This window comes from Cellulomonas gilvus ATCC 13127 (assembly GCF_000218545.1).
Taxonomy (GTDB): Bacteria; Actinomycetota; Actinomycetes; order Actinomycetales; family Cellulomonadaceae; genus Cellulomonas; species Cellulomonas gilvus.
The window spans coordinates 2,673,862-2,699,910 of the sequence record NC_015671.1 but is presented as its reverse complement, the minus strand read 5'-3'; the positions used below and the strand labels follow the sequence as shown (position 1 = coordinate 2,699,910).

12 protein-coding genes and 3 rRNA genes are annotated in these 26,049 nt (G+C 68.8%); 9 read left to right on the top strand and 6 right to left on the bottom strand.

Annotated elements, in window-relative coordinates:
- Positions 1–45 precede the first annotated feature (45 nt).
- The 9 genes from CELGI_RS12305 to CELGI_RS17780 all read left to right on the top strand — a co-directional run bounded on the left by CELGI_RS12305 (position 46) and on the right by CELGI_RS17780 (position 16,860).
- Complete coding sequence (locus CELGI_RS12305; RefSeq protein ID WP_013884455.1) at positions 46–981, top strand: tetratricopeptide repeat protein; 936 nt, start codon at positions 46–48, stop codon at positions 979–981.
- Between the two features lie 580 nt (positions 982–1,561).
- A 16S ribosomal RNA gene (locus CELGI_RS12300) occupies positions 1,562–3,078 on the top strand.
- A 421-nt stretch (positions 3,079–3,499) separates the two neighbouring features.
- Positions 3,500–6,610: ribosomal RNA gene (locus CELGI_RS12295) — 23S ribosomal RNA — on the top strand.
- An 86-nt stretch (positions 6,611–6,696) separates the two neighbouring features.
- Positions 6,697–6,813, top strand: a 5S ribosomal RNA gene (rrf, locus tag CELGI_RS12290).
- Together the 16S, 23S and 5S rRNA genes form the textbook arrangement of a ribosomal RNA operon.
- Positions 6,814–7,558: 745 nt before the next feature.
- Complete coding sequence (locus tag CELGI_RS12285) at positions 7,559–9,604, top strand: beta-galactosidase (protein WP_013884454.1); 2,046 nt, start codon at positions 7,559–7,561, stop codon at positions 9,602–9,604.
- 103 nt (positions 9,605–9,707) lie between these two features.
- Positions 9,708–10,970, top strand: a complete 1,263-nt coding sequence (locus CELGI_RS12280) for a sugar ABC transporter substrate-binding protein (protein WP_013884453.1) — start codon at positions 9,708–9,710, stop codon at positions 10,968–10,970.
- A gap of 88 nt (positions 10,971–11,058) precedes the next feature.
- Entirely contained in the window at positions 11,059–12,699 is a 1,641-nt protein-coding gene (locus CELGI_RS12275) for an ABC transporter permease subunit (protein ID WP_013884452.1), read from the top strand.
- Positions 12,699–13,616 (top strand): sugar ABC transporter permease, encoded by a 918-nt coding sequence (locus tag CELGI_RS12270; protein ID WP_013884451.1) that lies wholly within the window; start codon positions 12,699–12,701, stop codon positions 13,614–13,616. The genes CELGI_RS12275 and CELGI_RS12270 overlap by 1 nt, the downstream gene beginning before the upstream one ends.
- Before the next feature lie 208 nt (positions 13,617–13,824).
- A complete protein-coding gene (locus tag CELGI_RS17780) occupies positions 13,825–16,860 on the top strand; it encodes a glycosyl hydrolase 53 family protein (RefSeq protein ID WP_321572164.1) in 3,036 nt (1,011 codons plus the stop codon).
- A gap of 62 nt (positions 16,861–16,922) precedes the next feature.
- Here the strand turns inward: CELGI_RS17780 and glgB are convergent, their stop codons facing one another.
- From glgB to CELGI_RS12235, 6 genes are all read right to left on the bottom strand, one after another.
- Positions 16,923–19,109, bottom strand: coding sequence for a 1,4-alpha-glucan branching protein GlgB (glgB, locus tag CELGI_RS12260; protein ID WP_013884449.1), 2,187 nt, complete (start codon positions 19,107–19,109; stop codon positions 16,923–16,925).
- A 90-nt stretch (positions 19,110–19,199) separates the two neighbouring features.
- Entirely contained in the window at positions 19,200–20,042 is an 843-nt protein-coding gene (locus CELGI_RS12255) for a LacI family DNA-binding transcriptional regulator (RefSeq protein WP_041574719.1), read from the bottom strand.
- A 104-nt stretch (positions 20,043–20,146) separates the two neighbouring features.
- On the bottom strand, positions 20,147–22,702 hold the full coding sequence (locus CELGI_RS12250) for a glycosyl hydrolase 2 galactose-binding domain-containing protein (protein WP_013884447.1): 2,556 nt from the start codon (positions 22,700–22,702) through the stop codon (positions 20,147–20,149).
- Positions 22,703–22,760: 58 nt separating this feature from the next.
- Positions 22,761–23,585, bottom strand: a complete 825-nt coding sequence (locus CELGI_RS12245) for a carbohydrate ABC transporter permease (protein WP_013884446.1) — start codon at positions 23,583–23,585, stop codon at positions 22,761–22,763.
- Positions 23,582–24,550: a carbohydrate ABC transporter permease gene (locus CELGI_RS12240; protein WP_013884445.1), complete on the bottom strand. Its 969-nt coding sequence runs from the start codon at positions 24,548–24,550 to the stop codon at positions 23,582–23,584. The genes CELGI_RS12245 and CELGI_RS12240 overlap by 4 nt, the downstream gene beginning before the upstream one ends.
- Before the next feature lie 11 nt (positions 24,551–24,561).
- Positions 24,562–25,899: an ABC transporter substrate-binding protein gene (locus tag CELGI_RS12235; protein WP_013884444.1), complete on the bottom strand. Its 1,338-nt coding sequence runs from the start codon at positions 25,897–25,899 to the stop codon at positions 24,562–24,564.
- Positions 25,900–26,049 lie beyond the last annotated feature (150 nt).

Below are 26,049 nucleotides of genomic sequence, written 5' to 3'. Positions count from 1 at the left end.
CGTCGTCCGTCGCCCGACCGCACCCACTCGCGAAGGATCCACGCCATGGCCCAGACCGACCGTCCGCAGCCTCGTCTCGACGCCCGTGGCGCGGTCGACCTGTCCGCGCTCGCCCGTCCGGCCACGCCGCCGCCGGGCGCACCCGGCGGCCTCCCGGCACCCGGGCCCTACGTCGTGGACGTCGACGAGGCGTCGTTCCCCGCACTCGTCCAGAGCTCGACGTCGCACCCGGTGGTCGTCGTCCTGTGGGCCCCCTGGTCGCAGGTGAGCCGCGACGTGGTCGCCGACCTGGGTGCGCTCGCCGACGAGGACGCGGGCACGTGGCAGCTGGCCCGGATCGACTCGGAGGCCAACCCGCAGATCGCCGCGGCGTTCCAGGCCCAGTCGGTCCCGCTGGTCGCCGCGATCCTCGCGGGCCAGCCCGTGCCCCTGTTCCAGGGCGGTGCGCCGCGCGACCAGATGCGGCCCGTGATCGACCAGGTCCTGGCCGCTGCCGCCGCCAACGGTCTGACGGCGCGCGTCGAGCCCGCGCAGCCGGCGCCCGAGACGGCCGAGCCCGAGCCGGAGCTTCCCCCCTTGCACCAGGCGGCGTACGACGCGATCGAGCGCGACGACCTGGACGCGGCGCGTGCGGCGTACGAGCAGGCGCTGCGTGAGGACCCCCGCGACCACGACGCGCGAGCGGGACTCGCCCAGGTCGGGCTGCTCGCCCGGACGCGCGACGCCGACCTGCAGGGCGTGCGGGCGGCGGCCGCCGCCCGACCCGACGACGTCGTGGCGCAGCTGGCGGTCGCGGACCTCGACGTGCTCGGCGGCAAGGTGGCCGACGCGTTCGACCGCCTGGTCGACCTGCTGCGCAGGACCGCCGGCGCCGACAAGGAGCAGGTGCGGGTCCGCCTGATCGAGCTGTTCGAGGTCGTGGGGGACCAGGACCCGCGCGTCGGCACGGCCCGGCGCGCGATGGCGAGCGCGCTCTACTAGGCGATCGGCCCGCTCCCGCGTACGAAAGCGCAGGTCAACGGCCTGTGCGGCCCTCCCCGGAGGGGGGTGACGGCCGTCACCACGTCGCGGATTTGCTCCAGGCCGGATCGGCTGCGTAATGTTCTCGATGTCGCCCGGCAGGGAGGAACGGACACCGAGGAACGATCCCGGTGGCTGGTCCCGCAGGCGGCGCCCCCTGGAGCTCACGCAGCCGACGACATCGTCGCCGGTCTGATGTGGCGCCCCAGACGTCGGGCCGCCACGCAACGAAGATCCTCGCAAGAGGATTTGACGGGGCGGAGCGGCTCGGCTAAGTTAGAGAGGTTGCCTCCGGGCGGGACCGACAAGGTCCGGCAGGATGCGCGTCTGTTCCTTGAGAACTCAACAGTGTGCCAAGTAGTCGATGCCATATGGCTCGTCTCGATGTTGTCGAAGACGGGTTGTTTGGTTGAGATTGGGGCCTTGCCGTCCACCCCGTGGGTGGTGGGGTCCTTCAATTGAAGCCGAATCTGATTGGACCTTCGGGTCTGTTCGTTGTGTTGTCTGCTGGCCTGCTTCGGTGGGTTGGTGGCGTGAAACATTGACGGAGAGTTTGATTCTGGCTCAGGACGAACGCTGGCGGCGTGCTTAACACATGCAAGTCGAACGGTGAAGACCAGCTTGCTGGTTGGATCAGTGGCGAACGGGTGAGTAACACGTGAGCAACCTGCCCCTGACTCTGGGATAAGCCTTGGAAACGAGGTCTAATACCGGATATGACACTGTCACGCATGTGGTGGTGTGGAAAGAATTTCGGTTGGGGATGGGCTCGCGGCCTATCAGCTTGTTGGTGGGGTGATGGCCTACCAAGGCGACGACGGGTAGCCGGCCTGAGAGGGCGACCGGCCACACTGGGACTGAGACACGGCCCAGACTCCTACGGGAGGCAGCAGTGGGGAATATTGCACAATGGGCGCAAGCCTGATGCAGCGACGCCGCGTGAGGGATGACGGCCTTCGGGTTGTAAACCTCTTTCAGCAGGGAAGAAGCGAAAGTGACGGTACCTGCAGAAGAAGCGCCGGCTAACTACGTGCCAGCAGCCGCGGTGATACGTAGGGCGCAAGCGTTGTCCGGAATTATTGGGCGTAAAGAGCTCGTAGGCGGTCAGTCGCGTCTGCTGTGAAAACTCGAGGCTCAACCTCGGGCTTGCAGTGGTACGGGCTGACTAGAGTGCGGTAGGGGTGACTGGAATTCCTGGTGTAGCGGTGGAATGCGCAGATATCAGGAGGAACACCGATGGCGAAGGCAGGTCACTGGGCCGCAACTGACGCTGAGGAGCGAAAGCATGGGGAGCGAACAGGATTAGATACCCTGGTAGTCCATGCCGTAAACGTTGGGCACTAGGTGTGGGGTCCATTCCACGGATTCCGTGCCGCAGCTAACGCATTAAGTGCCCCGCCTGGGGAGTACGGCCGCAAGGCTAAAACTCAAAGAAATTGACGGGGGCCCGCACAAGCGGCGGAGCATGCGGATTAATTCGATGCAACGCGAAGAACCTTACCAAGGCTTGACATACACCGGAAAAGTGCAGAGATGTGCTCCCCGTAAGGTCGGTGTACAGGTGGTGCATGGTTGTCGTCAGCTCGTGTCGTGAGATGTTGGGTTAAGTCCCGCAACGAGCGCAACCCTCGTCCCATGTTGCCAGCGGGTTATGCCGGGGACTCATGGGAGACTGCCGGGGTCAACTCGGAGGAAGGTGGGGATGACGTCAAATCATCATGCCCCTTATGTCTTGGGCTTCACGCATGCTACAATGGCCGGTACAAAGGGCTGCGATACCGTAAGGTGGAGCGAATCCCAAAAAGCCGGTCTCAGTTCGGATTGGGGTCTGCAACTCGACCCCATGAAGTCGGAGTCGCTAGTAATCGCAGATCAGCAACGCTGCGGTGAATACGTTCCCGGGCCTTGTACACACCGCCCGTCAAGTCACGAAAGTCGGTAACACCCGAAGCCGGTGGCCCAACCTTTTGGGGGGAGCCGTCGAAGGTGGGACTGGCGATTGGGACTAAGTCGTAACAAGGTAGCCGTACCGGAAGGTGCGGCTGGATCACCTCCTTTCTAAGGAGCATCTGGCTGGTGGTTCGTCCTGTCATGGGGCGGATGGCTGGTCCAGGCCCATGCCTGCACCGAACGTGTGGGGTGGTGCTCACGGGTGGAACATCGACTACGGCTCACCGTGTGGTGGGTTGGCTTCTAGTACGCCGGCAGCTTGCTGTCGGGTGGGAACGGGGTCGGTCTGCTGGTTGCGGTGGGCCTGGCACGCTGTTGGGTCCTGAGGGAACAGCCGGTTGGTTGTTGTCTCGGGGTCGGATCTGGTGGGTTGCCCTTGTGTGGGGTGGTCTGCTGGTGGTGGCCTTCGGGTCGTCGTGGGCCTCGTACCGCTCGGTGTGTTCCGGGTTGGCGTGGCTGGGTGCGGCGGGTCGGTCGTTGCTTGAGAACTGCACAGTGGACGCGAGCATCTTTGAATCAAAGTCTTTGTGGTCAAGTTTATAAGGGCACAGGGTGGATGCCTTGGCACTAGGAGCCGAAGAAGGACGTTGTAGCCTGCGATAAGCCTCGGGGAGTTGGCAAACGAACCGTGATCCGAGGATTTCCGAATGGGGAAACCCCGCCACAGTCATGTGTGGTGACCCGCACCTGAATATATAGGGTGTGTGGAGGGAACGCCGGGAAGTGAAACATCTCAGTACCGGCAGGAAGAGATATTCCGTGAGTAGTGGCGAGCGAAAGCGGATCAGGCCAAACCGTGTGCGTGTGATAGCCGGCAGGCGTTGCGCACTCGGGGTTGTGGGACCTTTCAGCTGGGTCTGCCGATCCAGCAGGGAGTCAGAAAGTCGCGTCATAGTCGAAGGGCATTGAAAGGCCCGGCACAGAGGGTGGTACCCCCGTAGACGAAATGGCGTGGCCTCCCGAGAGGGATCCCAAGTAGCTCCGGGCCCGAGAAACCTGGAGTGAATCTGCACAGACCACTGTGTAAGCCTAAATACTACCTAGTGACCGATAGCGGACAAGTACCGTGAGGGAAAGGTGAAAAGTACCCCGGGAGGGGAGTGAAATAGTACCTGAAACCGTGTGCCTACAATCCGTCGGAGCCTCCCTAGCAGGGGTGACGGCGTGCCTTTTGAAGAATGAGCCTGCGAGTTAGTGGTACGTGGCGAGGTTAACCCGTGTGGGGGAAGCCGTAGCGAAAGCGAGTCCGAACAGGGCGTTTCAGTCGCGTGCTCTAGACCCGAAGCGAAGTGATCTAGCCATGGGCAGGTTGAAGCGCGGGTAAGACCGCGTGGAGGACCGAACCCACCTGGGTTGAAAACCGGGGGGATGACCTGTGGTTAGGGGTGAAAGGCCAATCAAACTTCGTGATAGCTGGTTCTCCCCGAAATGCATTTAGGTGCAGCGTCACGCGTTTCTTGCCGGAGGTAGAGCTACTGGATAGCCGATGGGCCCCACCAGGTTACTGACGTTAGCCAAACTCCGAATGCCGGTAAGCCAGAGCGTGGCAGTGAGACTGCGGGGGATAAGCTCCGTAGTCGAGAGGGAAACAGCCCAGACCACCAGCTAAGGCCCCTAAGCGTGTGCTAAGTGGGAAAGGATGTGGAGTTGCACAGACAACCAGGAGGTTGGCTTAGAAGCAGCCACCCTTGAAAGAGTGCGTAACAGCTCACTGGTCAAGTGATTCCGCGCCGACAATGTAGCGGGGCTCAAGCACACCGCCGAAGCTGTGGCATTCACACATGAGACAAGCCTTCGTGGTTCAGTCGTGTGGATGGGTAGGGGAGCGTCGTGTGGCGGGTGAAGCAGCGGGGTAACCCAGTTGTGGACGCTACACGAGTGAGAATGCAGGCATGAGTAGCGAATGACGGGTGAGAAACCCGTCCGCCGAATGACCAAGGGTTCCAGGGCCAGGCTAATCCGCCCTGGGTAAGTCGGGACCTAAGGCGAGGCCGACAGGCGTAGTCGATGGACAACGGGTTGATATTCCCGTACCGGCGAAGAACCGCCCATACCGAGCCCGGTGATGCTGACCGTCCGAGCCGGTGCACCGTGACCTTCGGGTCACACCGCACCGGGGAGCACGGGACCCGAACCGGTAGTAGGTAAGCGTATTAACAGGGGTGACGCAGGAAGGTAGCCAAGCGTGGCGATGGTAGTCCACGTCCAAGGTCGTAGGGCGAGGTGTAGGCAAATCCGCACCTCACACAGCCTGAGAGCTGACGGTGACCGCGATAGCGGGAATCTGGTGATCCTATGCTGCCTAGAAAAGCCTCGACGCGAGGTTCTAGCCGCCCGTACCCCAAACCGACTCAGGTGGTCAGGTAGAGAATACCAAGGCGATCGAGCGAATCGTGGTTAAGGAACTCGGCAAAATGCCCCCGTAACTTCGGGAGAAGGGGGGCCTGAAGCGTGAACCGGCTTGCCCGGGGAGCGTGGAGGGCCGCAGAGACCAGGGAGAAGCGACTGTTTACTAAAAACACAGGTCCGTGCGAAGTCGCAAGACGATGTATACGGACTGACGCCTGCCCGGTGCTGGAAGGTTAAGAGGACGGGTCAGCCGCAAGGCGAAGCTCAGAATTTAAGCCCCAGTAAACGGCGGTGGTAACTATAACCATCCTAAGGTAGCGAAATTCCTTGTCGGGTAAGTTCCGGACCTGCACGAATGGCGTAACGACTTCTCCGCTGTCTCAACCGCGAACTCGGCGAAATTGCACTACGAGTAAAGATGCTCGTTACGCGCAGCAGGACGGAAAGACCCCGGGACCTTTACTATAGCTTGGTATTGGTGTTCGGTGCGGCTTGTGTAGGATAGGTGGGAGACTGTGAAGCCGGCACGCCAGTGTCGGTGGAGTCAACGTTGAAATACCACTCTGGTCGCTCTGGACATCTAACCTCGGTCCGTGATCCGGACTAGGGACAGTGCCTGGTGGGTAGTTTAACTGGGGCGGTTGCCTCCTAAAATGTAACGGAGGCGCTCAAAGGTTCCCTCAGCCTGGTTGGCAATCAGGTGGCGAGTGCAAGTGCACAAGGGAGCTTGACTGTGAGACAGACATGTCGAGCAGGGACGAAAGTCGGAACTAGTGATCCGGCGGTGGCTTGTGGAAGCGCCGTCGCTCAACGGATAAAAGGTACCCCGGGGATAACAGGCTGATCTTGCCCAAGAGTCCATATCGACGGCATGGTTTGGCACCTCGATGTCGGCTCGTCGCATCCTGGGGCTGGAGTAGGTCCCAAGGGTTGGGCTGTTCGCCCATTAAAGCGGTACGCGAGCTGGGTTTAGAACGTCGTGAGACAGTTCGGTCCCTATCCGCTGCGCGCGCAGGAAACTTGAGAAGGGCTGTCCCTAGTACGAGAGGACCGGGACGGACGAACCTCTGGTGTGCCAGTTGTTCCGCCAGGAGCACGGCTGGTTGGCTACGTTCGGAACGGATAACCGCTGAAAGCATCTAAGCGGGAAGCCGGCTTCAAGATGAGGTTTCCACGCCCCTTGTGGGCGAGAGGCTCCCAGCAAGAACACTGGGTCGATAGGCCGGATGTGGAAGGCAGGACTAACGACTGCCGCAGCTGACCGGTACTAATAAGCCGACAACTTCACCACAACTTTTCAATGCTACGCGTCCACTGTGCGGTTCCCGAGAAACGAACGACACCCCCACGGGGGTCCCGTTCACAACTCGACAGAGTTACGGCGGTCATAGCGAAGGGGAAACGCCCGGTCCCATTCCGAACCCGGAAGCTAAGCCCTTCAGCGCCGATGGTACTGCACTCGCCAGGGTGTGGGAGAGTAGGACGCCGCCGGACACCATTCAGAACAAGCCACCCCATTGCGGGGTGGCTTGTTCTGTTTCCCGGGGCATCGTGGCTGTGCGAGCCGGACGAGTACGGCCGACGTCGGCGCCCGGCCTCGCTCACGGGCTGGCGGTCCTAGGCGCACCGTAGGGGCTCGGAGGCGCTGGGCGCCCCGCGGCCCTACGGCCCTCTGGCTCGCGCGGCATGCCGGATGGCGCTGGCGCCCAGGCGCTGAGCTGGCGGTGTCTCCCGGTGGCGCGGACCAGAGCCGGCAGGGCATGAGCCCGGGGGCTCCCGCGGCCGCCGCGCGTCAGCTCGCATCGTGCGAGCGGCGCGGCTGCGTGTGCTGCCGCTCGGCTGCGCCGCGCGACGTGTGCCGCGTGGAGGCGGTCGAGTCGGCTCGAGGGCCACCACGGGTGCTCGCGTGGCTGCGGTGGCCGCGGGTGCAGGTGCAGGCGTGCGGGGGCGGCGTGGGGCGGACACGTGCGTGCGGGGGCGGCGTGGGGCGGACACGTGCGTGCGGGGGCACGGCCCGGAGCACGGGAGTGGGGGCGACGCCGGGCGCGGGCGGGTTCGGGACGTGTGCCTTCGTCGGCGGACGAGTCGGGCGAATCGACTGGGAACGATCACAGGTGCGTAACGAACCGGCCTCAGGACCCTGTCCTCTGTTCCCATGACGACAGGTGCTGTGCTTAGTATGTGCACGTTCACAGGCAGTGACCGTGCACAGGTGCGCGGTATGACACAACGGAGCGTCATGTCTCTCTCGAGCTGGCCCACTGGCAGCGCGATCTCGTTCGGCGGCGACTACAACCCCGAGCAGTGGTCGCGCGACGTCTGGGACGAGGACGTCGCACTCATGCGCCAGGCCGGTGTCAACCTCGTGAGCGTCGGGATCTTCTCGTGGGGCATGCTCGAGGTCAGCGAGGGCGTGTTCGACTTCGCCTGGCTCGACGAGCTGCTCGACCTGCTGCACGCCAACGGCATCGCGGTGGACCTGGGCACGCCCACCGCCTCGCCGCCGGCCTGGTTCTTCGCGCAGTACCCGCAGGCGCGCGTGGTCGCCAAGGACGGCACCGTGCAGGGCTTCGGCTCGCGCGGCATGGCCTCCCCGAGCTCGCCGGAGTACCGCGCGGCAGCGGTCCGCATCGCGACGGAGCTCGCGCAGCGGTACGCGCAGCACCCCGCGGTCGTGCTCTGGCACGTGCACAACGAGTACGGTGCCCCGGTGGGCGAGGACTTCTCGCCCGCGGCGGTCACGGCGTTCCGGGTGTGGCTGCAGGCGCGCTACGGCTCGCTCGACGAGCTGAACGCGGCGTGGGGGACCGCGTTCTGGGGTCAGCGCTACACGCGGTGGGAGCACGTCGGCCTGCCGCACGCGACGCCGTCCGTGGCCAACCCCGCGCAGCGCCTGGACTTCGCGCGGTTCAGCGACCACCAGCTGCGCGCGTGCTACATCGCGGAGCGCGATGCGATCCGGGCGCACGCGACGCAGCCGATCACCACCAACTTCATGGCCAACGAGTGCCCCGGGACGGACCTGTTCGCGTGGGCCCGCGAGGTGGACGTGGTCGCGAACGACCACTACCTGACGGCGGCGGACCCGCGCGGCCACGTGGGCCTGGCGCTGGCCGCGGACCTCACGCGGTCGGTCGCGGGCGGTGCGCCGTGGCTGCTCATGGAGCACTCGACCTCGGCGGTCAACTGGCAGCCGCGCAACGTCGCCAAGCGTGCGGGGGAGATGGCGCGCAACTCGCTCTCGCACCTGGCGCGCGGTGCGGACGGGATCCTGTTCTTCCAGTGGCGGGCCTCGCGCTCGGGCGCGGAGAAGTTCCACTCGGCGATGCTGCCGCACGCCGGGACCGACTCGCGCGTGTGGCGCGAGGTCGTGGAGCTGGGGCACTCGTTGCAGCGGCTCGCGCCCGTGCAGGGCTCGCGGGTGCACGCCGACGTCGCGATCCTGTGGGACGCCGAGTCGTTCTGGGCGCAGGACCTGGAGTGGCGGCCGTCGGTGGACGTGCAGCACCGCGAGCGCGTGCGCGCGTACTACGAGCGGCTCTGGCGTGACGGCCTGACGATCGACTTCGTGCAGCCGTCGCAGGACCTGTCCGGCTACCGCCTGGTGGTCGCGCCCGCGTCCTACCTGCTGCGTGTGCAGGACGCCGCGAACCTCACGGCGTTCGTCGCGGACGGTGGCACGCTGCTCGTCTCGTTCTTCTCGGGCATCGTCGACGAGCACGACGCGGTGCACCAGGGCGGCTTCCTCGCCCCGCTGCGCGAGGCGCTCGGGCTCACGGTCGAGGAGTTCCTGCCGCTGCGCGCCGGGGAGACCGCACGCGTCTCCTGGACGCCGGACGGGGCGCAGGCCCAGGAGCTGCCCGCCGACGTGTGGCAGGACGACATCGCGCTGGACGGCGCGCAGGTCGTCGGTACCTACCTCGACGGACCCGCCGCGGGCCGGCCCGCGATCACGCGGAACGCCCACGGCGCCGGATCGGCGTGGTACGTCTCGACGCGGCTCGACATCGACGCACTGGCACCGGTCATGGAGCGCGTGTACGCCGACGCGCGGCTCGCGCCCGCGGGCCTGCCGTTCGACGTCGAGGTCGTCACGCGCCGGGGCGCGGACGCGGACTTCGTCGTCGCGATCAACCACTCCGCCGAGGACGTCGACCTCGCCCTCGGCGACGGCCAGGAGCTGCTCGGCGCCGCCCCGGTCTCGGGCACGCTCGTCGTCCCCGCAGGTTCGGTGGCCGTGCTCCGCACGGACGCCCGGCGTGTCGGAGGTGATGGCCAGCCGTAGAGCCCCGGGCGCCCCGCCCGGCGCCCGCAGCAGTTCGGTTCACCACGTCGCAGCGTCGCGATCACCCTGGTCGCGCGGTGGGACACCTATCGGAAGGACCCTCATGCGCAAGACCCTGTTCCGCGCGGCCACCGTCGTGGCCGCGATGTCCCTGCTCGCCGCGTGCGGCGGCGGCGACGAGGCCCCCGCCGAGACGCAGGAGCCCACCACGGCCGAGACCAGCGCGGCCCCCGCGGGCGCGACCGGATCGCTGACGATCTGGGTCGACGAGAACCGCAAGCCGGCCGTGCAGGCCGCGGTCGACATCTACAACGAGACGAACCCCGATGTGAAGGTCGAGCTCGTCCAGAAGAACTTCGAGGACATCCGCGCCGACTTCCTCGCCCAGGTCCCCACCGGTGAGGGCCCGGACATCACGATCGGTGCGCACGACTGGCTCGGCTCGTTCATCGTCAACGGTGTCGCCGAGCCCGTCGACCTGGGTGCGAAGGCCGGCGAGTTCGAGGCGGTCGCGACGCAGGCGTTCACGTACGACGGCCAGATGTACGGCCTGCCGTACGCGCTCGAGACCATCGCGGTGGTCCGCAACGCCGCGCTGGTGGACTCCACGCCGGAGACGTGGGACGAGATGATCGCCGCCGGCAAGGAGGCGGGCACCAAGTACCCGTTCGTCATCAACACCAACGGCACCACGGGTGACGCGTACACGTACTACGGGCTGCAGACGTCGTTCGGCGCCCCGGTGTTCGTCCAGAACGAGGACGGCTCGTACACCAGCGAGCTCGGCATGGGCGGCGACGAGGGCTTCGCCTTCGCCGACTTCCTGGCGGAGAACGGTATGAAGGGCGAGGGCCACTTCAGCACCGACTGGACGTACGACGTCGCCAACCAGGAGTTCTCCGACGGCAACGCGCCGTACACGATCGCGGGCCCGTGGGCGATCCAGACGTTCAAGGACGCCGGCATCGACGTCGCGGTCGACCCGATCCCGTCGGCCGGTGGCGAGACCGCTGCCCCGTTCGTCGGCGTGCAGGGCTTCTACCTGTCCGCGCAGAGCGAGAGCAAGCTCATCGCGAACGACTTCCTGGTGAACTACGTCGCCACGCCTGAGGTCATCAAGGCGCTCTACGACGCCGACCCGCGTCTGCCCGCCATGACGTCGGTCGCCGACGAGGTCGCGTCCGACCCGATCGTCGCCGGCTTCCTGTCGGCGTCGAAGAACGGTGCACCGATGCCGTCCATCCCCGAGATGGGCAACGTCTGGGAGCACTGGAACGCCGCCGAGGCGTCGATCATCTCCGGTTCGGCCAAGCCCAAGGACGCCTGGACCAAGATGCTGGCCGATCTCGAGTCCGCGATCGGCTGATCGAGCCGGGTCGGCGGCGAGGTCTGAGGCGTAGCCCTCGCCGCCGGCCCTTCCCACTCCAGACCTTGTGACCGCCTCCGGAGGAGACATGCCCACCGAGCACTTCAACGCCGTGGCCCACGGCGACACCGAGCCGCCGCCGCAGCGGTCGCGCAGCCGCGAGCAGTCGCATGCGCGCCTCTGGGACGGACGCGGCATCGGGTTCGTCGCGAAGCTCGCCGCCATGGCCCTGGTCAACGCGCTCGGCGTCGCCGCCATCTGGTCGGCGTACGTCACCGGCTCGTGGGTCATCCTCGGCGCGATGCTCGTGCTCCTGGTCCTCGCGGACTGGGTGTACTTCAGCAGGCGCGCGCTCCCGCTGAAGTACCTGTTCCCCGGCCTGGCGTTCCTGGCCGTGTTCCAGCTGTTCACGATCGGCTACACCGGCTACGTCGCGCTGACGAACTACGGCACGGGCCACAACGTGAGCAAGGAGCAGGCGGTCGACGCCCTCCTGAGCCAGAACGAGAAGAAGATCCCCGACTCGCCGAGCTATCCGCTGACGATCGTCGAGCAGGACGGCGAGCTCGGCTTCGCGATCGTGCAGGACGGGGTCGCGAAGGTCGGCACGGCCGACTCCGCGCTGGCGGACGCCGCGGACGCGACGGTCACCGACGGCGTCGTCACGCAGGTCCCGGGCTGGGAGGTCGTCGGCAAGAACGCGGTGCTGAGCGACGCGGCGCTCGCCGACGAGGTGCTCGCGCTGCGCGTGCCGATCTCGGAGAGCGCCGAGGACGGCTCGATCCGCACGGGTGACGCCACGATCGGCGCGGTCTACCGCTCGGTGCTCGAGTGGGACGCCGAGGCAGACACCCTGACCAACACGGACACCGGCGTCGTGTACGCCGCGACCGAGGACGGCCAGTTCGTCGCTCCCGACGGCACGGCGCTGCCGGTCGGCTGGCGCGTGTTCGTCGGGTTCGAGAACTTCACCAAGGCGTTCACCGACGACACGTACTCCGGTCCGCTGCTCAAGATCATGGTCTGGACGTTCGTCTTCGCGTTCGCGAGCGTGCTGGTGAGCTTCTTCTTCGGCCTGGTGCTCGCGCTCATCTACAACGACCCGCGCGTGCGCGGTCGCAAGGTCTGGCGGACGCTGTTCATCCTCCCGTACGCGTTCCCGGCGTTCCTGTCCGCGCTGCTGTGGCGCGGCATGCTCAACGCCAACCCGGACTACGGGATCGTCAACCAGCTGTTCTTCTTCGGGGCACGCATCGAGTGGCTCGACGACCCGACGTTGGCCAAGGTCTCCGTGATCCTGGTGAACCTGTGGCTCAGCTACCCGTACTGGTTCCTGGTCTGCACGGGTGCGCTGCAGTCGCTGCCCGACGACGTGCAGGAGGCCGCCCGGATCGACGGTGCGGGCCGCTGGCGGACGTTCCGGTCCATCACGATGCCGCTGCTGCTGGTCTCGACCGCCCCGCTGCTGATCGCGTCGTTCGCGTTCAACTTCAACAACTTCACGCTGATCTACATGCTGACCAACGGCGGACCGCGGTTCACCGACACGTCCGCGACGCTCGGCCACACGGACATCCTGATCTCGATGGTCTACCAGATCTCGGGTGTGGCGGGCGGTCGGGCCGACTTCGGCCTCGCGGCAGCCCTGTCGATCATCATCTTCGTCATCATCGGCGTCATCTCCGCCCTGATGTTCCGCCGCACGCGTCAGCTCGAGGAGGTGAACTGATGGCCAAGACGACGTCCCCGGCCCGTCAGGGCACGACGATGACCAGCAACGAGGCCCTGCGCACGCAGTCGCGGCGGCGGCGATGGTTCCTCGAGGTCAGCTGGAAGTACGTGGTCGCCGTCGTGGTGGTCATCTACTCGGCGTTCCCGCTGGTGTACGTGCTGTCGGCGTCGCTCGCGACCTCGGGCACGCTGACCGGCTCGACCTCGCTGTTCCGCTCGTTCGGCACCGACAACTTCGCGGCGCTCGACGCCACGAAGTTCTGGACGTGGGCCGGCAACAGCCTCGTCGTGGGCGTGGCCACCGCGCTCGGCTCGGTGCTCATGGGAGCGGCCGCCGCCTACGCGTTCTCGCGGTACCGGTTCACGGGCCGCCGGACCAGCCTGACCGGCCTGCTCATCATCCAGATGTTCCCGCAGATGCTCGCGTTCGTCGCGATCTTCCTGCTGCTGCTCGCGCTCGGCAACGTGGTTCCGGTGCTCGGCCTGAACAGCCAGCTGGCGCTGATCGCGGTGTACCTGGGCGGTGCGCTGGGCACCAACACGTTCCTCATGTACGGCTTCTTCAACTCGATCCCGCGCGAGCTGGACGAGGCGGCCAAGATCGACGGTGCGACCCACTCGCAGATCTACTGGACGATCATCCTGCGCCTGGTGACGCCCATCCTGGCGGTCGTCGGGCTCCTGTCCTTCATCTCGACGTTCGGCGAGTTCATCCTGGCCCGCGTCATCCTGACGTCCGAGAGCAGGTGGACGCTCGCGGTCGGCATGTACGGGTGGGTCTCGGACCAGCTCAACGCCAACTGGGGCCTGTTCGCGGCGGGCGCGGTGCTCGCGTCGCTGCCGATCCTCGCGCTGTTCCTCTTCCTGCAGAAGTACATCGTCGGCGGCCTGACTGCCGGCTCCGTCAAGGGGTGAGCCTGCGCCCCGGGTGCCGCGCTGCGGCGGCACCCGGGGCCGCCCCGCCATGCGCTGCACGAGCCCGACGGTCGCGGACCGCTCGGGTGGGTGGCGGTCGCCCTGACGGTCCCGCACGGGCCGACCGGGGGAGGGCGACCACATGCGTCGACGTCCACGGACGCCGCCGCCAGTTCGGTCAACGACGCTCAGAACGAAGGGATCCACCGTGTCTGCACTCCCCCGCCGGCTCAGGACAGCCGCCTGCGTGGCTGCCGGGTCGCTGCTGGTCGTGGCGCCGCCCGTCGCGGCCGCCGAGGACGGCCCGGTCGACGCCGGGATCGTCGTGAAGAAGGTCGAGGGCATGCCCGAGGGCTTCCTGCGCGGCGTGGACGTCTCGTCCGTGCTGTCGGAGGAGGAGAGCGGGGTCGTGTTCCGCGACGCCGCGGGCCGGCCCGCCGACCTGTTCGACGTGCTCGCCGACTCCGGCGTCACCGATGTGCGCGTACGCGTGTGGAACGACCCGTACGACGCGGCCGGGCACGGCTACGGCGGCGGGACGGTGGACGTGGACCGCGCTGTCGAGATCGGCGAACGTGCGACCGCGGCCGGCCTTGGCGTGCTGGTCGACTTCCACTACTCGGACTTCTGGGCGGACCCCGGCAAGCAGTCCGCACCCAAGGCGTGGCGCTCCCTCACGGTGGCCGAGAAGGCCGACGCGGTCGAGGACTACACCGCGGCGAGCCTGCAGCGGTTCGAGGACGCGGGCGTCGACGTCACGATGGTCCAGGTCGGCAACGAGACCAACAACGGCGTCGCCGGTGTCACGGTCTCGGGTGACGGCTGGCCCGCCGTCGCGCAGATCTACTCGGCCGGCAGCGCCGCTGTGCGCGACGTGCTGCCGGACGCGCTCGTCGCGCTGCACTTCACCAACCCCGAGACGTCTGGCCGGTACGCCGGCTACGCCGCGCAGCTCGCGGCGAACGGGGTCGACTACGACGTCTTCGCGTCGTCGTACTACCCCTTCTGGCACGGCACGCTCGGCAACCTGACATCGGTGCTGGGCGGCGTCGCCGAGAGCTACGGCAAGAAGGTCATGGTCGCGGAGACGTCGTGGGCCTCGACCCTCGATGACGGCGACGGGCACCCGAACACGGTGCGCGCGGGCCAGAACGACGCCGACCTGGCGTACCCGATCAGCGTCCAGGGCCAGGCCACCGCGGTGCGCGACGTCATGCAGGCCGTCGCCGACGTGCCGGACGACGCGGGCATCGGCGTCTTCTACTGGGAGCCCGCGTGGCTGCCCGTGGGCCCGCCCTCGCAGCTCGAGGAGAACAAGACGCTCTGGGAGACGCACGGGTCCGGCTGGGCGTCGAGCTACGCGGGGGAGTACGAGGACGACGCCGCGACCTGGTACGGCGGCTCGTCGTGGGACAACCAGGCGCTGTTCGACGTCGAGGGTGAGCCGCTCGAGTCGCTGCGGGTCTTCCGCTACGTCACGACGGGTGCGACCGCGCCGCGCGCCGCGGTCTCGGTGGCGCCCGCCACGGTCACGGTCGACGAGGGTCAGCCCGTGGTGCTCCCCACGACCGTCTCGGTGACCTACAACGACGACACCGTGGCCGACGTCGCGGTCACGTGGAGCGACTCGGTCGAGTGGATCCGTGGTCCGGGCAGGTACACGGTCTCGGGCCGGACGGCCGACGGCGACAGGGCGACCGCGACCGTCACGGTCACCGCGGTGAGCAGCGCGGTCAACCTGGTGCAGAACCCCAGCTTCGAGGCCTGGGGCTGGCCCGAGTGGACCATCACGGGTGCCGAGGCGAAGTGGGACGACGCGGGCAACCCGTCCGACGGGCTCGTCGCGGTCAACCTGTGGGGCGACACGGACCGCACCGGTGAGGTCACGCAGGTCGTCACCGGGATCGAACCCGGCACGTACACGCTCTCGGCGACCGCGCAGGGCGACGGCGAGGCCGCCGACGACGTGGTCGAGCTGTTCGCGACGTCCGGCACCACCACCGTGACCGCGCCGTTCGCGCTCGACGGCTGGAAGGTGTGGAGCACCCCGAGCCTGCAGGTCGTCGTCGGCGAGTCCGGGACCGCGACGATCGGTGCGCGGTTCGAGCTCCAGGCGCAGGCGTGGGGCTGGCTCGACGAGTTCGAGCTGGTGCGGACCGTGCAGGGACCCGACACGACGGCCCTCACCGACGCGCTCGCCGACGCCGAGGGCGTCTCGCGCCGCTGGTACACCGCGGCGTCGCTCGACGCGCTCGACCGGGCCGTCGAGATCGGCGAGGTCGTCCTCGACGGCGCGCTCGCGACGCAGCAGGACGTGGACGATGCCGCTGCGCTGGTGACCACGGCGCTCGAGGCGCTCGAGGTGAGCAGCGCCGCGACCCCGCGGATCACGATCACGTCCTCGCCCGCCACGGTGCTGCCCACGACGCGCGCCGTCGTCACGGTCGACGTGAGCGCGGGCACCACCGCTCGCCCCACGGGTGACGTCACGCTGACCTACGGCACCGCGAGCGCGACGGTGCGCCTGCGTGCCGCCGACGAGGGCGTCGCCCGGTTCACGCTGCCGCGGCTCGCGGTCGGCACGCATGCGCTGCACGCCGCGTATGCGGGTGACTCGAGCGTGGTCGCCGGTGAGGCCGGTGGTCCGGCGCTGCGCGTGGTCAAGGCACCCGCCACGGTCACCGCGACGCTCCGCACCGCGACCGTGACCACGGGTGAGCAGGCCCGGGTCGACGTCGTCGTGACCGCGACGGGGACGACGCCCACGGGCACCGTGACCGTCACCGCGGGCTCGACCAGGCGGACAGCGACGCTGACGACGTCGAGCAACGGCCGGGCCACCGTCACGCTCCCGAAGCTCCCCGCGGGCTCGCGCGTGGTCACGGTGGACTACGCCGGCAGCCCGACCGTCGCGGCCGCGCGCACCACCGCGGGCAGGCTCACGGTGGTCAAGGCGACGCCGAAGGTCACGTCCCGGCTGGTGCGGTCCTCCGTCACGACGGCGCAGCGCGCGCAGGTGGTCGTGCAGGTCACGGCCTCCGGCATCGCGGCGCCGACCGGCTGGGTCAAGGTCACGTACGGCACGCGGTCGACGGTCGTCGCGCTCAAGGCGGCCGACAAGGGCCGCGTGACGGTGACGCTGCCCCGGCTGCCCGCGGGGACCTACCCCGTGGGGGTGCGGTACAGCAGCGACGCGTCCGTCAAGGCGGGCACCGCGGCGCCGGTGAGGCTGCGCGTCGTCTGACGCGCGCAGAGGAGGGGCGGTGACCGAGGGCTGCGGTCACCGCCCCTCCGTCGTGCGGCGGGTCAGCCCTGCTCGGGGGAGAGCAGGATGACGCCGTACGGCGGGACGCGCACGAGTGCGGAGGCGGGCCGGCCGTGGTGCGGGTCGGGCTGGGCCTGCACGGCACCCAGGTTCCCGACCCCGGACCCGCCGTACTCGAGCACGTCCGTGTTGAAGATCTCGGCCCAGCGGCCGCCCGACGGGAGCGCGAGCCGGTAGTTCTCGTGCGCGACCCCCGCGAAGTTCACGACGACGACCACGGGCGGGCAGTCGACGCCCTTGCGCACGTACGCGAGCACGTTGTGGTCGGCGTCGTTCGAGTCGATCCACTCGAAGCCGTCGGGCGTGTGGTCCAGCTGCCACAGCGCGGGTGTGCGTCGGTAGAGCGCGTTGAGGTCCCGGACCATGCGCTGCACCCCGGCGCGCAGGGGGTCCTGCAGGGCCCACCAGTCGAGCGACCGGGACTCGCTCCACTCGTCGGGCTGGGCGAACTCCTGCCCCATGAACAGCAGCTGCTTGCCGGGGTGCGTCCACTGGTAGGCGAGCAGCGTGCGCACGCCCGCGGTCTTCTGCCAGTGGTCGCCGGGCATGCGCCCGTACAGGGACCCCTTGCCGTGCACCACCTCGTCGTGCGAGATCGGCAGGATGTAGCGCTCGGAGTACGCGTAGACCATCGAGAACGTGATCTCGCCGTGGTGGTAGCGCCGGTGCACCGGCTCCTCCGCCATGTACCGCAGCGTGTCGTTCATCCAGCCCATGTTCCACTTCAGGCCGAAACCCAGGCCGTTGTGGTCGGTGGGTGCGGTCACGCCGGGCCACGCGGTGGACTCCTCGGCGATCATCATGATGCCCGGTGCGTGGCGGTAGGCCGTCGCGTTGGTCTCCTGCAGGAACGCGATCGCCTCGAGGTTCTCGCGGCCGCCGTGCTTGTTGGGCCGCCACTGGCCCGGCTGGCGCGAGTAGTCGAGGTAGAGCATGGAGGCGACCGCGTCCACGCGCAGCGCGTCCACGTGGAACTCCGTGAGCCAGTACACGGCGTTCGCGACGAGGAAGTTGCGCACCTCGTTGCGGCCGAAGTTGAACACGTACGTGCCCCAGTCCGGCTGCTCGCCGATGAGCGGGTCCGGGTGCTCGTACAGCGCGGTGCCGTCGAACTGCGCGAGCGCCCACTCGTCCTTGGGGAAGTGACCCGGGACCCAGTCGACGATGACGCCGACGCCCGCGCGGTGCAGCGTGTCGATGAGGTAGCGCAGGTCGTCGGGGTGGCCGAACCGCGACGAGGGCGCGTAGTACCCCGTGACCTGGTAGCCCCACGAGGGTGCGTACGGGTGCTCCGCGACCGGGAGCAGCTCGACGTGCGTGAACCCGAGGTCGACGACGTACTCGGTGAGCTGGTGCGCGAGCTCGCGGTAGGACAGACCGGCGCGCCACGAGCCGAGATGCACCTCGTACACCGACAGGGGAGCGGTGTGCGGGTCGTGCGCGGCGCGTGCCTCGAGCCACGCGTCGTCGCCCCACGTGTACGTCGACTCGACGACGACCGACGCGGTGGCCGGCGGGACCTCGGTGCCGCGCGCCATCGGGTCGGCCTTCTGCCGCCACGTGCCGTCCTGCGTGAGGATCTCGAACTTGTACCGCGCACCCGCGGTCACGCCGGGCACGAACAGCTCCCACACGCCCGAGTCGCCCAGCGAGCGCATGGCGTGCGCGGCGCCCTGCCAGTAGTTGAAGTCGCCGACCACGCGCACGGCCCGGGCGTTCGGCGCCCACACCGCGAACGCGGTGCCGTCGACCTGTCCGAGCAGCCCGGGGTATGTGCGCACGTTCGCGCCGAGCACGGTCCACAGCGCCTCGTGCCGGCCCTCGCGGATCAGGTGCCGGTCGAGCTCCTGCACGGTCGGCAGGTAGCGGTACGGGTCGTCGGTGAGCGTCGTCGTGCCGCCGTACGTGACCTCGATCCGGTAGTCGGGCACCGAGTCGCCCGGCAGCACCGCGACCCAGATGCCGTCCTGCTCGTGCCGCGCGGGCACACGCGTCTCGGGCGTGATGATCACCACCGCATCCGCGAGCGGGCGCAGCGTGCGGACCGTGACCCCGCCGTACCCGACGTGCGCACCGAGCACGCCGTGCGGGTCGTACCAGGACCCGTGCGCCACGGCGCGCAGCGTGTCGGTCTCGACGGGGACGGGGGACGGGACGGCCGGGCTCATGGGCCTAGCCAACCACCCCGCGGGCAGGTGCGCAGGGGTGTCGGACGCCTGATCAGCAGCGCCGCCCCGCGGCGCACGCCGCACGGGCCGTCAGTCGGTGGGTGCGGGGGCCGTGCTGCCGCGCGCCACGAGCCGGGGCAGGGGTGCCGTGTAGGAGCGCACCGGTCCGTCCGCGAGCACGTTGAGCACGCAGTCGGCCACCTGCACGCCCATCGCGTGCACGTCCAGGCTCATCGCCGAGAGCGCGGGGTGCGCGAGCCGGCACAGCGCCGAGTCGTCCCACGCGAGCAGCGACAGCCGGTCGGGGACGCCCACGCCCATCTCCGCCGCGACCTGCAGACCCGCGATCGCCATGACGTCGTTGTCGAAGATGATCGCGGACGGCGGCGATCCCCGGCCCAGGAGCGAGCGCGTGGCACGCGTGCCCGAGTCCTCGAGGTAGTCGCCCTCGACGACCACGCCCTGTGCGCCCCGCCGGGCGCACTCGTCGAGGAACGCGTCGGTGCGGGCCTGGGTGTGCGCGAGCGCGGCGGGTCCGGACACGCGCGCGAGGCGGCGGTGCCCGAGCGCCGTCAGGTGGCCGACCGCGTCACGCATCGCGCGCGCGTTGTCGATCCAGACGTTCGCGAACGGCAGGTCGGGCGTGGGGCCGCCCACGACGACCGTCGGCATGCCGAGCTCGGTGAGCACGTCGAGGCGCTGGTCCTCGAGCGCGAGGTTGACGACCACCACGGCGTCCACGCCGCCACCGCTCCAGCGCCGGTACGCGGCGATCTCGGCCGCGTGGTCGGGCACGACGTGCAGGAGCAGCGAACGACCCTCACCCGACAGCCGCTCCTCGATGCCCGAGATGAGCTCGGCGAAGAACGGCTCGATGCCCAGCAGGCGCACGGGCCGTGCCAGCACCAGCCCCACCGCGTCGGCATGCGTCACGGCGTCGAGCGTAGTCCCGCCGAGCAGGCGGGACGGGCCGCCGGCGTGCCACCGACGGCCCGTCACCGTGCTGCTCCCGGCCCCGGCCGACCCGGAGGTCCGGATCAGACCCTCGCCGCCGCGGGCACGACCACGTCGTTCGCCGACCGCAGCACGGGCGGCGCGACCAGGTCGGCCGCGTCGAGCGTCGCGGTGGTCCGCACGTGGAACGTCGCGGTCGCACCCGCGGGCAGGTCGACGAGCGCGGCGTCCACCGTCGCGTCCGGGTCGAGCCGGTCCACCAGCAGCGTGGCGTCGCGCACGAGCGAACGCGCCGTGACGGTCACGGCCCAGCCCCCCGGCTCGGGCTGCGCCGTCGCGGTGAGGGCACCGGCCTCGAGCGCGAGGTCGACGTCGTCGGCCCAGACGTGCACGACCCGCTCGTCGCCGAGACGCACGACGAGCGCCTCGGTGCGTGCATCGCCCGGGACCGCGAGGTCCTGCGGCAGAACGAGCACCGCGGCCGTGCGCGGCGCGGCCGTGACCTCGAGCGTGCCCGCGGCCAGGACCGTGCCGTCCAGCTGCTGACGTTCGAGCGTCGCGGTGCCCGTCCACGCCTCGCCCGTGTCGTTGACCGCGACGAGCGCCCACCCGTCGTCGCGCGGCTGGACCGTCAGGAGGCGCGGCGCGTGCGCGTGCCGCAGGGCCCACCACAGGGGCTTGACCCGCTCGTCGCCGTCGACCGCCGCCCAGGACGTGACCGGCCAGCAGTCGTTGAGCTGCCACACGATCGAGCCCGCGGTGCGGGGCCACCACGAGCGGTGGTGCTCGACGGCGTACGCGACCGCACGCGCCTGGTTGAGCTGCGTGGCCCAGTGCCAGTCGACGAAGTCCGCCGGCACGCCCAGGTGCGGCGCGAGCCCGCGCGCGAGCTTGCCGTTGCCGTCCTCGGCCTTCTGGTGCAGCAGGAACGTGGGGTCCTCGGGCGTGAGCGGTCCGCCGTCGGCCGGGTGAACGGCACGCGTCAGGGTCGCCCACGTCGGGGGCCCCTGGAAGCCGAACTCGGAGCAGAACCGCGGGACGTCGTCGCGGTAGTGCGTGTAGTCGACGCGGTTCCAGACCTCCCACTGGTGGTGCGTGCCGTGGTCGGGGTCGTCCGGGTGCACCTCCTCGGGTGCGAAGCCGGGCGAGTACGGGCTGTTGTCGGAGTAGGGCCGGGTCGGGTCGAGCTCGGCGACGATCGCGGGGAAGATCTCGGCCGCGTAGCGCAGCCCCCACGTCCGGCCGTCGAGCTCGGCCTTCCAGCCCCAGTCCTCGTGGCCCCACACGTTCTCGTTGCCGCCGTTCCACAGCACGAGGCTCGGGTGGGAGGCCAGTCGGACGACGTGCTCACGCGCCTCGGCCGTCAGCTCCTCGAGCAGGGGCGACTCCTCGGGGTAGGCCGCGCACGCGAGCAGGAAGTCCTGCCAGACGAGTACGCCGCGCTCGTCGCACAGCTCGTAGAAGTCCTCCGACTCGTAGATGCCGCCGCCCCACACGCGCAGCAGGTTGAGATGGGCGCCGAGCGCCTGGTCGATGCGCCGGGCCAGCCGGTCCCGCGTGATCCGGGTCAGCAGGTGGTCGTCCGGGATCCAGTTGGCGCCGCGCACGAAGATCTCGCGCCCGTTCACGACGAACGTGAACCGGGTGCCGTGCTCGTCGCGGCTGCGGTCCACCGTGACCGTGCGGAAGCCGAGCCGGCGGCGCCACGTGCCGAGCACCGTGCCGTCCGGTCCGGCGAGCCCGACGACCGCGTCGACCAGCGGCTGCTCGCCGTGCCCCACGGGCCACCACAGCGGCGCGTCCGGCACCTCGACGCGCAGCACGCCGTGCGTGTCGCCGGGGTCCACGCCGGCGGTCGCGACGACGCCCGCGACCTCGGCGCGCAGCGCGAGCGGCGCGTCGCCGCCGGGCAGGCCCGAGCGCTCGACCGTGACGTGCAGCTCGGCCACGCCCGTGCCGTCGGCACGGACCGTGACGACCGGACGCACCTGGGCGAGCCGTGCGACGCGCCAGCGCTCGACGCGCACGGGCCGCCACGGCCCGGCGGTCTGCAGGTCGGGACCCCAGTCCCAGCCGAACGAGCACGCCATCTTGCGGATCATGTTGAACGGCTGCGGGTAGGCCAGGGGGCGCGGGCCCAGCCGGCGGGCCTCGGCCTCGGCGTGGTGCAGCGCTGAGGCGAGGTCGACCCGCAGCGTGGCCGGCCCGCCGACGAGCTCGCGCACGTCGAACCGGTAGGACCGGTGCTGGTTGGCGGTCCGGCCCACCACGGTCGCCTGGTCCGCCCGGCCGACGACGCTGATCGTCGCGACCGTGTCCAGGCCGTCGAACGCGAGGTCGACGCGCTCGTCGGGTGCGGCGGCCGGCTCGTCGAGCACGTGCTCGTAGCGCCAGTCCACGTGCCGCATCCACGCGAGGACCTCCTCGTTGCGGTCCAGGTACGGGTCGGGGATGAGCCCGGCGTCCAGCAGCGCCGTGTGGCTGGTGCCCGGGACCCGGGCCGGGACGCCGTCGCGCAGCGCGGTGACGAGCGCGGGGGACAGCTCGGGGGACAGCTCGGGGGACACAGCGGGATCGGCCTCGGGGACGCCGCCGGTGGCGGACAGCGTCCAGCCGTCGGACAGGTGGTGCGCGGTCATGGGTGTGCTCCTGATGGCGGGGCGGGCAGGGCGGTGAGCTCCGGACGGCGTCGTCCGGCTACTTCGTCGCACCCGACGTGAAGCCGTTGTAGATGTACCGCTGCAGGAAGAGGAACAGCACCAGGATCGGGATGATCGTGATGATCACGCCGGCCGAGATGACTTCCCAGAACGCGCCGAACGGACCCTTGAACGCGAACAGCGCGGTGGAGATCGGGCGCTTGTCCGGGTCGGCGATGTACAGGAACGGCAGGAAGAACTCGTTGTAGATGCCGATGCCCTTGATGATGATCACGGTCGCGATCGCGGGCTTGAGGTTCGGCAGGATGATCGTGAAGAAGATCCGCAGGTGACCGGCGCCGTCGATCGTCGCGGCCTCGTCCAGCGAGCGCGGGATGCTCCGCATGAACTGCAGGAAGATGTAGATCGAGATGATGTCGGTGCCCATGAACAGCAGGATCAGGGCGCCCCGCGTGTCGTACAGGCCCAGGCCGTTGATGATCTGGAACGTCGCGACCTGCGTGGTCACGCCCGGGACCAGGGTGGCGAGCAGGAACAGGTTGAGCACGGCGCGGCGGCCGGGGAACCGGAACCGGTCCAGCGCGTAGGCCGTCGCGGCACCGATGAGGATGGTGCCCGCGATGGCCGCCGCGAAGATGATGACCGTGTTGACGAAGCCCATGAGCATGCCGCCCTGGTCGAACGCCTTGACGTAGTTGTCGACGTTGGTCCAGTCCTCGGGCGGCGTGAACGGCCCGGTGGCCAGGAACTCCTGCGTGGTCTTGAACGAGCCCATGACGATGAGCCCGATGGGCAGCAGCATCATGATCGAGGCGAGCACCAGGCTCGTGTACTTCACCGTCGAGGTGATCGCGCGGGTCATGTGAGGTCGACCTCCTCGTCGGGCAGCAGGCGGCGCTGGATCCAGGTGACGATCAGCACCACCACCAGGAGCACCACGGCCATCGCTGCGGCCAGGCCCACCATGTTGCGGTTGAACGCCATCCAGACGGTGCGCATCACGAACGTCTCGGTGCCGTTGCCCCCGTCGGTCATGACCTTCGGGATCTCGTACACGGACAGCGAGCCCGAGATCGCCAGGATCAGGGACAGCCCGATGATGGGCCGGATGGACGGCAGGATGATGTACCAGAACTCGTGCCAGCGGCTCGCACCGTCGATCTCCGCGGCCTCGTAGACCTCGCTGTTGATGGACTGGATGGCCCCGAGGAACATCACGAAGTTCAGCCCCATGTACCGCCAGACCGACACGCTCGCGAGCGTGGCGTTGGCGATGTCCGGGTCACCCGTCCACTGGTGGATCAGCGACTCGAGGCCCACCGCGGTCAGGACCGAGTCCAGGCCGCCCTGCGGGCGCAGGAAGTTGAGGAAGATCAGGCCGATCGCGACGCCGTTGATCAGGTACGGGAAGAACAGGATGCCCTTCCACAGGTTCTTGAACCGGATCCGGAAGGACAGGATCGTCGCGAAGTACAGCGCGAGCGCCATCTGGATGAACGACGCCGCGAAGTAGTAGAGCGAGACGTAGAACACCCGCACGTTGTCCGGGTCGGTGAAGACCTCCACGAAGTTGTCGAGGCCGACGAAGTTCTTGACCTTGTCGAGGCCGTCCCAGTCGGTCACCGAGTACCAGAACATGTTGACGACGGGGACGTAGGTGAGCAGCACCAGCAGTGCCACCGGCATCAGCAGGAACAGGTAGGGGATGACGCGGCTGCCCCGCCGGCCGCGGGCCGCGCGCCCCGGGGACTTCTCCCCGGAGGCGCGGCCCGCGGACGGTGCCGCCGGCGTCGTCGGGCCCTGCAGGCCCGTCGGAGCGGTGGTCATGGTCAGGTCCCTCAGGCGCCGACCTCCGCGCGGCCCTTGGCCCACGCGGCGTTGAGGTCGTCGAACACCTGCTGGCGCGAGCGGTCGCCCGAACGCGCGTCGTCGACGATCTTCTGGCGGTACTTCGGGTCCGTGGTGACGATGCCCGAGGCGGTGTCGATGTCCGCGAACAGCGACTCCTTGCCCGCGGGCGCCGGGTTCATGGTGATGAGCTCGACCTCGGAGACGAAGCTCTCGAGCGCCGCGGGGACCGCGCCGTCGATGAGCGGCGACAGGCCCACCTGCGACTCCGAGTAGCCGGACTCGTGGTTGAACCAGTCGATCCAGGCGCGCGCCGTGACCTTGTTGTCCGAGTTCACGTTGATGCCCAGGTTGTAGTCACCGCCGGCGACCGCGTGGAACTTGCCGTCGACCTGAGCGGGGAACGGCATGTAGCCGATGTCCTCGGCGCTCGCACCCGCGGCCTCGGCCGCGGCCTGCATCTGCGGGATGGCCCACGAGCCGAGCACCATGGTGGCGACCTGGCCGGTGCCGAGCATCTGCTTGGACGCCTCCCAGTTGGTCGTGGTCGGGTCGGCCTCCGTGAGGCCCTGCGCGACGACGTCGTAGATCAGGCCGTCGATCACGCCGGAGTCACGCTCGTCGGTCCACGGGTCGTCCCACGTCACCATCTCGTTGACGTAGTCGGGGTTCGCCGTGACCGCACCGCGCGCGCCGTCCCACTGCGACAGCGGCCAGCTGTCCTTGTAGTTGGTGTACAGCGGTGCGATCTCGATGCCCTTGTCCTTGATCGCCTTGAGGTCCGCGAGGAACTCGTCGGGCGTCGTCGGGAAGTCGGTGACGCCCGCGGCCTCCCAGACCTTGGTGTTGTAGACGATGCCCTGGACGTTGCCGACCACGGGGATGCCGTAGGACTTGCCGTCGAACGACTTGTCGTTGATCCAGCGGTACTCCTTGGCCATCTCCGCCTGGTCGCCCAGCGGCTCGAAGAACTGGCCGAGCTGGTCGGGCGTCACCGAGCCGGGGATCGCGAGCACGTCGCCGTAGTTGTCGGTGTTCATGCGCGTCTTCACCTCACCCTCGTAGTCGGTGAGGCCCTCGATCTTGACGTCGGTGACGTCGGGGTACTTCGCCTTGAACTCCTCGACGTACTTGTCGAACGTGCCGTCCCCGACCAGGTCGGTGCGCCAGGTCAGGACGGTGATCTCACCGCTCGGCTTGGCGTCCGCGCCGGGCTCGGTGGTGGGGTCCTCGTCCGTGCCGCCGCCCGAGCACGCTGCGGTGAGGGCCAGGATGGTGCCGGCCGCGGCCAGGGCCAGGCCCCGCCGGCGTCGCTGCTGAGGGAACATCGATGATCCTCTCGTCGTCCCGGCACCTCCGCGTGCCGGCCGTGGGTGGAGGGGCTTCGTTGCCGATCGGGGGTGCACCCCGCTCCGTGTGGCATTCTTAGGCCGGTGAACAAAGTAAGTCAACCGCCGTGTCGCGTGACACCCGGGCCG

What these genes read in the sequence shown, in the direction of transcription:
- CELGI_RS12305 (WP_013884455.1), top strand. Translation starts at nt 46, where the DNA reads ATGGCCCAGACCGACCGTCCGCAGCCTCGTCTCGACGCCCGTGGCGCG.
- CELGI_RS12285 (WP_013884454.1), top strand. Translation starts at nt 7,559, where the DNA reads ATGTCTCTCTCGAGCTGGCCCACTGGCAGCGCGATCTCGTTCGGCGGC.
- CELGI_RS12280 (WP_013884453.1), top strand. Translation starts at nt 9,708, where the DNA reads ATGCGCAAGACCCTGTTCCGCGCGGCCACCGTCGTGGCCGCGATGTCC.
- CELGI_RS12275 (WP_013884452.1), top strand. Translation starts at nt 11,059, where the DNA reads ATGCCCACCGAGCACTTCAACGCCGTGGCCCACGGCGACACCGAGCCG.
- CELGI_RS12270 (WP_013884451.1), top strand. Translation starts at nt 12,699, where the DNA reads ATGGCCAAGACGACGTCCCCGGCCCGTCAGGGCACGACGATGACCAGC.
- glgB (WP_013884449.1), bottom strand. Translation starts at nt 19,109, where the DNA reads ATGAGCCCGGCCGTCCCGTCCCCCGTCCCCGTCGAGACCGACACGCTG.
- CELGI_RS12250 (WP_013884447.1), bottom strand. Translation starts at nt 22,702, where the DNA reads ATGACCGCGCACCACCTGTCCGACGGCTGGACGCTGTCCGCCACCGGC.
- CELGI_RS12245 (WP_013884446.1), bottom strand. Translation starts at nt 23,585, where the DNA reads ATGACCCGCGCGATCACCTCGACGGTGAAGTACACGAGCCTGGTGCTC.
- CELGI_RS12240 (WP_013884445.1), bottom strand. Translation starts at nt 24,550, where the DNA reads ATGACCACCGCTCCGACGGGCCTGCAGGGCCCGACGACGCCGGCGGCA.
- CELGI_RS12235 (WP_013884444.1), bottom strand. Translation starts at nt 25,899, where the DNA reads ATGTTCCCTCAGCAGCGACGCCGGCGGGGCCTGGCCCTGGCCGCGGCC.